The sequence below is a fragment of the Kitasatospora sp. NPDC094019 genome (assembly GCF_044764505.1).
Classification (GTDB): domain Bacteria; phylum Actinomycetota; class Actinomycetes; order Streptomycetales; family Streptomycetaceae; genus Kitasatospora.
The window spans coordinates 445,705-452,854 of record NZ_JBIWIF010000008.1; the positions used below are offsets into that span (position 1 = coordinate 445,705).

General features: G+C 76.2%; 5 protein-coding genes. 1 reads left to right on the plus strand and 4 read right to left on the minus strand.

Annotation, left to right across the window (positions count from 1 at the left end; translation table 11 throughout):
- Positions 1-79 precede the first annotated feature (79 nt).
- The 4 genes from ACIQ9P_RS21115 to ACIQ9P_RS21130 all read right to left on the minus strand — a co-directional run bounded on the left by ACIQ9P_RS21115 (position 80) and on the right by ACIQ9P_RS21130 (position 4,347).
- A complete protein-coding gene (locus tag ACIQ9P_RS21115) occupies positions 80-2,443 on the minus strand; it encodes a hypothetical protein (RefSeq protein ID WP_402357978.1) in 2,364 nt (787 codons plus the stop codon).
- Between the two features lie 229 nt (positions 2,444-2,672).
- Positions 2,673-3,137: a DUF6113 family protein gene (locus tag ACIQ9P_RS21120; protein ID WP_402357981.1), complete on the minus strand. Its 465-nt coding sequence runs from the start codon at positions 3,135-3,137 to the stop codon at positions 2,673-2,675.
- On the minus strand, positions 3,134-4,075 hold the full coding sequence (gene mshB / locus ACIQ9P_RS21125; protein ID WP_402357983.1) for an N-acetyl-1-D-myo-inositol-2-amino-2-deoxy-alpha-D-glucopyranoside deacetylase: 942 nt from the start codon (positions 4,073-4,075) through the stop codon (positions 3,134-3,136). Before mshB ends, ACIQ9P_RS21120 begins: the two co-directional genes overlap by 4 nt.
- Positions 4,076-4,152: 77 nt before the next feature.
- Positions 4,153-4,347: a DUF2304 family protein gene (locus ACIQ9P_RS21130; protein WP_030307746.1), complete on the minus strand. Its 195-nt coding sequence runs from the start codon at positions 4,345-4,347 to the stop codon at positions 4,153-4,155.
- Positions 4,348-4,651: 304 nt separating this feature from the next.
- On the opposite strand from ACIQ9P_RS21130, the gene ACIQ9P_RS21135 reads away from it, so the two are divergent.
- Positions 4,652-6,805 (plus strand): prolyl oligopeptidase family serine peptidase, encoded by a 2,154-nt coding sequence (locus ACIQ9P_RS21135; protein WP_402357986.1) that lies wholly within the window; start codon positions 4,652-4,654, stop codon positions 6,803-6,805.
- Positions 6,806-7,150 lie beyond the last annotated feature (345 nt).

The window sequence follows — 7,150 nt, forward strand, 5'->3', positions numbered from 1 at the left end:
GCGTCACATCTTGCTGACCGGGGAGCGGCGTGTCGAGGGGCGGGCCCGGATCCGGACCCGCCCCCCGGTAACGGTTCGATCAGGCCGGGAACTTGAAGGTCCGGTCCTTGTCGGTGCTCTTGTCGAACAGCGCGGTGATCTGGTCCGCGACGTCCTGCGTGGTGATCGGGACGAGCTGGCCGTTCTTCTTCGTCTTCAGCTTGTCGAAGGCACCGGCGAGCTGGCGGTTCAGCGCGTCGAGGTCCCACTTGGGCACGAACTTGCCATTGGCGTCCGGGACGAGGACGAGTGCCGCGGCCGCGGTCTTCGGCCCGAAGTCGAACTTCTTGGTGCCGGCCTGGATGTGGATCTGGCCGTTCGTCACCGACTTGCCGAGGGTGTCCGCCGCGCCCTGGAGGGCCTGCGGGGAGGTCTTCGGCTGGGCGGCCGTGACGGCCAGGGCCACCGGCTGCTCCGGCTTGCCCGAGGCGCGGTCGCGGTAGGCCGTGTCGACCAGGTCGACGGCGGCGGCGGAGTCCACCGCCTGGCCGGCCTTGCCGGGGACGACGACGGCGTCGCCGTTCTCGGCGAACTTGACGTAGCCCTCCTGGAGCCCCTGGCCGGAGCCGCCGGCCAGCGCCTCCAGCGCGGACTTGAGCTTGGCCCGGTCGACCTTGACCTCCGGCGGGACGGCCTTCTCGTTGCCCTTGAGCGACTTGAGGACGTCCACCGGGTTGTAGGAGTGCTGGGTGAGCCGGTCCACCGTGGCCGTGGTGTCGAAGGCCAGGCCGGCGGCGGTGGGGTCGAGGTCCACGGTCTGCTCGCCGACCTTGAGCTTGACCGGCTGCTGGCCCGCCTTGCCGACGCTCTCGTCGAGCTGGTGGATGGCCTGGTCGCGGTTGCTGCCGCCGATGTCCGTGCCGAGCACCACGGTGCCCTTGGGGATGTCGGACTGGTTCAGCATCAGCCCGGTGCCGTAGGCGGCGGCGCCGAGGAAGGCCACGCCGGCGATCGCGTAGGTGGTGAGCTTGACCAGCTTCTTGGCGGCGCTCGGTCGGGGCTTGGCGGCCGCGGCGGGCTTGGCGGCCGGCGCGGGCTTCGGGGCGGAGGGGCCGTCCGCCGCCGGTGCGGCGGGCGGTGCGGAGTCCGTGCCGCCGGGGTGCGGGTGGGCCCGGGGGCCGCCGGGGTGCGGGCCGGCGGGTGCCCCCATGGCGTCGGGGACGCCGGGGAACAGGCTGCCGGGCGCCGGGGCGCCGTTCGGTCCGGCGGCCGCCGGGCGCTGGGCGGCGAACGGGTCGGCGCCGGCCGGGGCGGAGGCGAACAGGCCGGGCTGCGGGGCGCCGTTCGGGGCGGACGGTCCGGCGGGGGCCCCGGGTATGGGGGCGGCCGGGGCGTTCTCGCGGATCGGCGCGAAGCCGTCGACCGAGGTGTCCTCGGGGTCCGCGCTGCCGGGACCGGCGGGGGCGGGTCGGCCCCGGCCCTGCGGGGCGCCACCGGGGAGGCCGGTGCCCGGGGCGAACGGATCGGCCGGCGCGAAGGGGGCGGTGCCGGGGTCGAACCGGTCGGCCGGGGCACCCGTGGCGAACGGATCGGCCGGCGCGAACGGGTCGGCCGGGCCGCCGGTACCGAAGGGGTCGGTCGGAGCGCCGGGCGCGAAGGGGTCGGTCGGAGCGCCGGTGCCGAACGGGTCGGCCGGGGCGTCGGCGTAGACACCGGCCTCCTCGGCGGGCAGCTCGCCGCCGACGCCGTACGGCGTGGCGGGCGCGCCGGTCGGACGCGGCCCGGGGGCCTGCGCCTGCGCCTGGGCGGGCACCGGGCGGCCGTTGGCGCGGGCCGCGGCGGGGCGTTCGGTCTGCTGCGGGCGGCCGCCCTCGGGGCGGGCGCCGTTCGGCCGGGCGGTGCCGCGCTGGGCCGCGGCGGGTGCCGCCGCCGCGGCGGCGGGAGCGCCGGCCGGCACCGCGGCCGGGGCGGTGCCCTCGCCGGGCGCGGCCTTCTTCTGCCGGGGCCGGAACCAGGCACCGGTGGACTCGGCCTCGGAGGTGGCCGGCGGGATCTGCCACTCCGGCGGCAGGTCCGGCGGGGTCGAACGGCCGCCGCCGTCCATCACGCCGAGCACCGGGGAGGCGGGCGCGGCGGACCGGTGGCGCGGGCCGGCCGGCTCGGCGGCGGGCGCGGGGGCCTCCTCGCCGGGGCCGTCCTCGTTCTTGACCGTGCTGCGCACGACCACCGGCGGGATCGGGCGCGAGCCGGGGATGTTGATCCGGACCCGGGTGGTGAGGGTGGTCTCGGTCTTCGGGCTGTCGTCCTCGCCCTCCGGAGCCGAGCCCGTGGCGGCGGCGCCGGCACCCGCGCGGTCGCCGCCGGGGAACCCCGGTGTGCCGTAGGGCGGGGTGCCCGACGGGTAGGCGTCCGGGCCCGTCCGCCGAGGCGTCGGGTGGGCGTTGTCAGATTCGCGGCTGCTCAATGCTGCTCTGCTCCGGGTTCGCGGGCCGGGCCGTGCGGCGCGACCGCGGTTGTCGGCGCCGGACCAGGCGGGCGGCGTCGGGTACGGCGTTCTGCGGCACCACCATACTGGGAAGAACCGGCCGGTGAACCGGTTCGGACAGATCCCGATACGTCCGGTTCCTCCGGTATGAGAGTACGACCGGACGGTGTTGACTGCCCGTCGTACCGGCCACCGTACGCGGATCTCCTCAGGGGCGGCGCGGCGGCCCCGGGACGCCGGGGAACCAGCCGGCGCGGGTCGGCAGGGTGGCGCAGATCACGCCCAGGATCGAGCCGACGAACAGCCAGCAGAGCGACGTGGCATTGGTCCAGAGCACGTTGTCCCCCTCCGGGCGGGGCACCATCACCAGCAGCAGGGCCAGGAACCAGCCGGCTGCCGGGATGCCCGCGCCGAGCCGGGTGCCGGTCACCCGCAGGCCGCCGTAGAAGGTGGCGGCGGTGGCGGCGAGCGCCAGCAGGACTCCCACGGGCGGCCACAGGGCCTGCACAAATGCTCCGCAGACCGACACCGCGATGCCCAGTAGGAAGAACAGGACATAAGCCGCGATCCGTGCGAGGCGCGGGGGCTGGGACTCCTTCAGCCGCTCCTCCCGGCTGCCGAGCAGGGCCGCCGGGATCGAACGGCGCGCGGGCCGGGCGTCGGTCGCGGTCATCGGGCGGGCTCCTCGGCGGTGGGGTCCTCGGTGGCGGGGTCTGCGGTGGCGGTGTCCTCGGCGGGGTCCGAACCGGCGAAGAGGTCGTCCTCCGGCAGTCGCGACCCGGCCCGCCCGCGCGCCAACTGGTAGTACTCGGTGGCGAGCAGCGGCTGGCCGAGGTCGTTGGAGAGCGCGAAGAACGCGCCGTCCACGGTGACCTGGGTCGCGTGCGCGGCCATCGCGGCGGCCTTGCGGTCGGCGTACGCGGTGCCGTCGACCACGGTGGTGACCAACTCGTCGGCCACCACCCCGGGGACGTCGGCGGCCTGCGCCACGCCCGGGAACGGCGCCTTCGCGGCGGTCTCGGCGAGGCCCCGCTCGATCACCGAACGGGGTACCCGGTTCCAGTAGACCTTGGCGATCCGCCAGGCCGGGCCGAGCTCCGGCCGGTGGGCGGGGTCGGCGGCCAGCTCGTACGCGCGCATCGCGACCCGGTGCGCCTGGATGTGGTCGGGGTGCCCGTAGCCGCCGTCCTCGTCGTAGGTGACCAGCACCTGCGGGCGTACCTCCCGGACCACCGCGACCAGCCGGTCGGCCGCCTCGTCCACGTCGGCCCGCCAGAAGCAGCCGGGCACGTCGTTGTCGGGCACGCCCATCATCCCGGAGTCGCGGTAGCGCCCCGGGCCGCCGAGGAAGCGGAAGTCGGTGACCCCGAGCTCGGCCATCGCGCGCGCCAGCTCGCCGATCCGGTGGGCGCCGAGGGTGTCCTCCCGGTCGGCCGTCAGATGGGCCAGCCCGGGCGGAATCACCTCGCCGCCCTCGCCGAGGGTGCAGGTCACCAGGGTGACCCGGGCGCCCTCGGCGGCGTACCGCGCCATCGTGGCGCCGTTGTTGATCGACTCGTCGTCGGGGTGCGCGTGCACCAGGAGCAGGCGGCGTCCGGTAGTCGCGGTCATGGGGGAAGCCTAGGGCCTGGCCCCCGGATCCCCTCGGCAGGATCCCGGGGGACGGCGCCGGCGGCCGCGGGGCGGGGTCAGAGCTTCAGGCCGTTGATCATCCCGGCGAGATTGCTGGTGACCTGGCTGATCGAGGGGGCGATGGAGCTGGACGCCAGGTAGAAGCCGAGCAGCGCGCAGACGATCGCGTGCGCGAGCTTCAGGCCGGAGCGGCGGATCAGCACCACCACGATGACCAGCATCAGCATGGCTGCGGAGATGGACAGGGCCATGGCGGCTCACACACCTTCCGGGTGCGCGGCTCCTCCCGGGGAGGGGCGGCGGTCGTACCGTGCGGGACTTGCGGTCGAGCGGCCGGGGCCCGGGACGGGGCCTGACGATCACTCGTGGACCAGTCATACCCGATGAGTGAGGCGGACATTACGTTGAGTGAGGCCGCACAACCCGGGGCACAGTGGCACTCGTGGGGCGCATGGGCCGGTCGGAGGGGGTGCGGCCCCCTTCCGGGCGTACTTGCGGATGATGCTCCGAACGAGTGATCACCACCGGCGCGGCGGCGTCGTAGGGTCAGGTGCCATGACCACCCACACCCCAGCGGACACCTTCCCGAGGCAGTACGCGCGCACCCTGCGCTACACCGTCGGCGCTCCCCGGTCGTTCTCCGTCGCACCCGACGGCTCCCGGGTCGTCTTCCTGCGCTCGCCCTCCGGGGGCGACCGCGCCAACCTGCTCTGGACCCTCGACACCGCCACCGGCGAGGAGCGGATCGCCGCCGACCCGGCCGTCCTGCTCGGCGGCGGCGAGGAGGACCTCTCCCCGGCGGAGAAGGCCCGCCGCGAGCGCAGCCGCGAGGGCTCGGCCGGCATCGTCGGTTACGCCCTGGACGGCGCGGGCCGGCTCGCGGCCTTCGCGCTCTCCGGTCGCCTGTTCGTCGCCGACCTGGTCGCCGGCACCACCACCGAGCTGCCCGCCGAGGGCCCGCTGGTGGACCCGCGGCTCTCCCCGGACGGCGTCCACGTCGCCTACGCCACCACCGGCGGCGAGCTGCGGCTCACCCGGACCGACGGCTCCGGCGACCGCGCCCTCGTCTCGCCCGAGGGCCCGAACGTGACCTGGGGCCAGGCCGAGTTCATCGCCCAGGAGGAGATGGCCCGCGACCGGGGCCACTGGTGGTCCCCCGACAGCGACCGGCTGCTGGTCGAGCGGGCCGACGACTCCCCGGTGCACCGCTGGTGGATCGCCGACCCGGCCAACCCGGACCGCGGGCCCGCCGAGATCGCCTACCCGGCCGCCGGCACCCCGGACGCCGAGGTCGGCCTCTGGCTGCTCGGCCTGGACGGCGCCCGCACCGAGGTGGTCTGGGACCGCGCGGCCTTCCCGTACCTGGCCCGGGTGCACTGGTCCCGGGGCGGGGTGCCGCTGCTGCTGGTGCAGTCCCGCGACCAGCGGGTCCAGCGGATCCTCGGCCTGGACGCCGCCACCGGCGCCACCGAGCCGCTGCACGAGGAGCGGGACGACGCCTGGCTGGAGCTGTTCCAGGGCGTCCCGGCCTGGACCCCGGACGGCAAGCTGGTCCGGATCTCCGACGAGTCCGGCGCCCGCGCCCTGGTGATCGGGGACCACACCGTCACCGGCCCCGACCTGCACCTGCGCTCGGTGCTCGCGGTCACCGCCGAGGAGGTCCTCTTCACCGCCTCCGGCGGCGCGGCCGAGACCGACCCCGAGCCCGGCTGGGTCGCCGTCGGCCGGATCGGCCACGACGGCAAGCGGCTCTCCTGGGAGGCCGCCAACGACCGCCCGTTCACCTCCGTCACCACCGCGGTGCACGCGGCCGGCGTCACCGTGCGGGCCACCGCCGAGCCGGACCTGCCCGGCACCCTGGTGCGGGTCTCCCGGGACCTCCCCGAGGGCGTCGCGGTGGACGACATCGCCACCATCGCCTCGCACGCCGAGACCCCGGTGCTCACGGCCCGGCCGGTGTTCCGCTTCGCGGGCGAGCGCCGGATCCCGGCCGCGGTCTTCCTGCCCACCGGCTACGACCGGGAGCGGGACGGCCTGCTGCCCGTCCTGATGGACCCGTACGGCGGCCCGCACGGCCAGCGCGTCGTCCAGGCGCACAACCCGCACCTGAACTCCCAGTGGTTCGCCGACCAGGGCTTCGCGGTCGTCGTCGCCGACGGCCGGGGCACCCCCGGACGCGGTCCGGCCTGGGAGAAGTCGATCGCCTTCGACTTCGCCGGGGCGACCCTGGACGACCAGGTGGACGCGCTGCGGGCCCTCGCCGACGAGTTCCCGCTGGACCTCGACCGGGTCGCGATCCGGGGCTGGTCGTACGGCGGCTACCTGGCCGCGCTCGCCGTGCTGCGCCGCCCGGACGTGTTCCACGCGGCGGTCGCGGGCGCGCCCGTCACCGACTGGCGGCTCTACGACACCCACTACACCGAGCGCTACCTGGGCCACCCGGCCGAGCGGCCCGAGGTGTACGAGGCCAACTCGCTGACCGGCTACGCGGCCGGCCTGGAGCGGCCGCTGATGATCATCCACGGCCTCGCCGACGACAACGTGGTGGCCGCGCACACCCTGCGGCTCTCATCGGCGCTGCTCGCCGCCGGGCGCCCGCACACCGTCCTGCCGCTCTCCGGCGTCACCCACATGACGCCGCAGGAGGAGGTCGCGGAGAACCTGCTGCTGCTCCAGGTCGACTTCGTGAAGAAGGCGCTCGGCGGCTGATCCCGGCCGGAGCCCCGTGGGCGGCGGGAGGAAGGGGAGGGGGAGCGGAGCCGGAGCAGGGTACCCGGGCCCGCGGACGAGCGGTGCCGGGGCGTTCCCATCCCGCTCCCCCTGGGCCGCGCGCACCCGCAGGGGGTCGTCTGTCCGGCCTCCGAACGGTCCCCACCGTAGGCCCCGCCGCCGACATCCTCCCCGCCCGGGACACCTGCCCCGGGCCGCCCCGGTCCGTGGGGGGGGGGGGGGGGCCCGCGGCGCGGGCCCCCCCCCGGGGGGTGGGGCGCCGCGCCCCCCGGCCGCCGGGCGCGGAGGGGGGGGGGGGGTGACCCCCCCGCCGGGGGGGGGGCC

What these genes read in the sequence shown, in the direction of transcription:
- ACIQ9P_RS21120 (WP_402357981.1), bottom strand. Translation starts at nt 3,137, where the DNA reads ATGACCGCGACCGACGCCCGGCCCGCGCGCCGTTCGATCCCGGCGGCC.
- mshB (WP_402357983.1), bottom strand. Translation starts at nt 4,075, where the DNA reads ATGACCGCGACTACCGGACGCCGCCTGCTCCTGGTGCACGCGCACCCC.
- ACIQ9P_RS21130 (WP_030307746.1), bottom strand. Translation starts at nt 4,347, where the DNA reads ATGGCCCTGTCCATCTCCGCAGCCATGCTGATGCTGGTCATCGTGGTG.
- ACIQ9P_RS21135 (WP_402357986.1), top strand. Translation starts at nt 4,652, where the DNA reads ATGACCACCCACACCCCAGCGGACACCTTCCCGAGGCAGTACGCGCGC.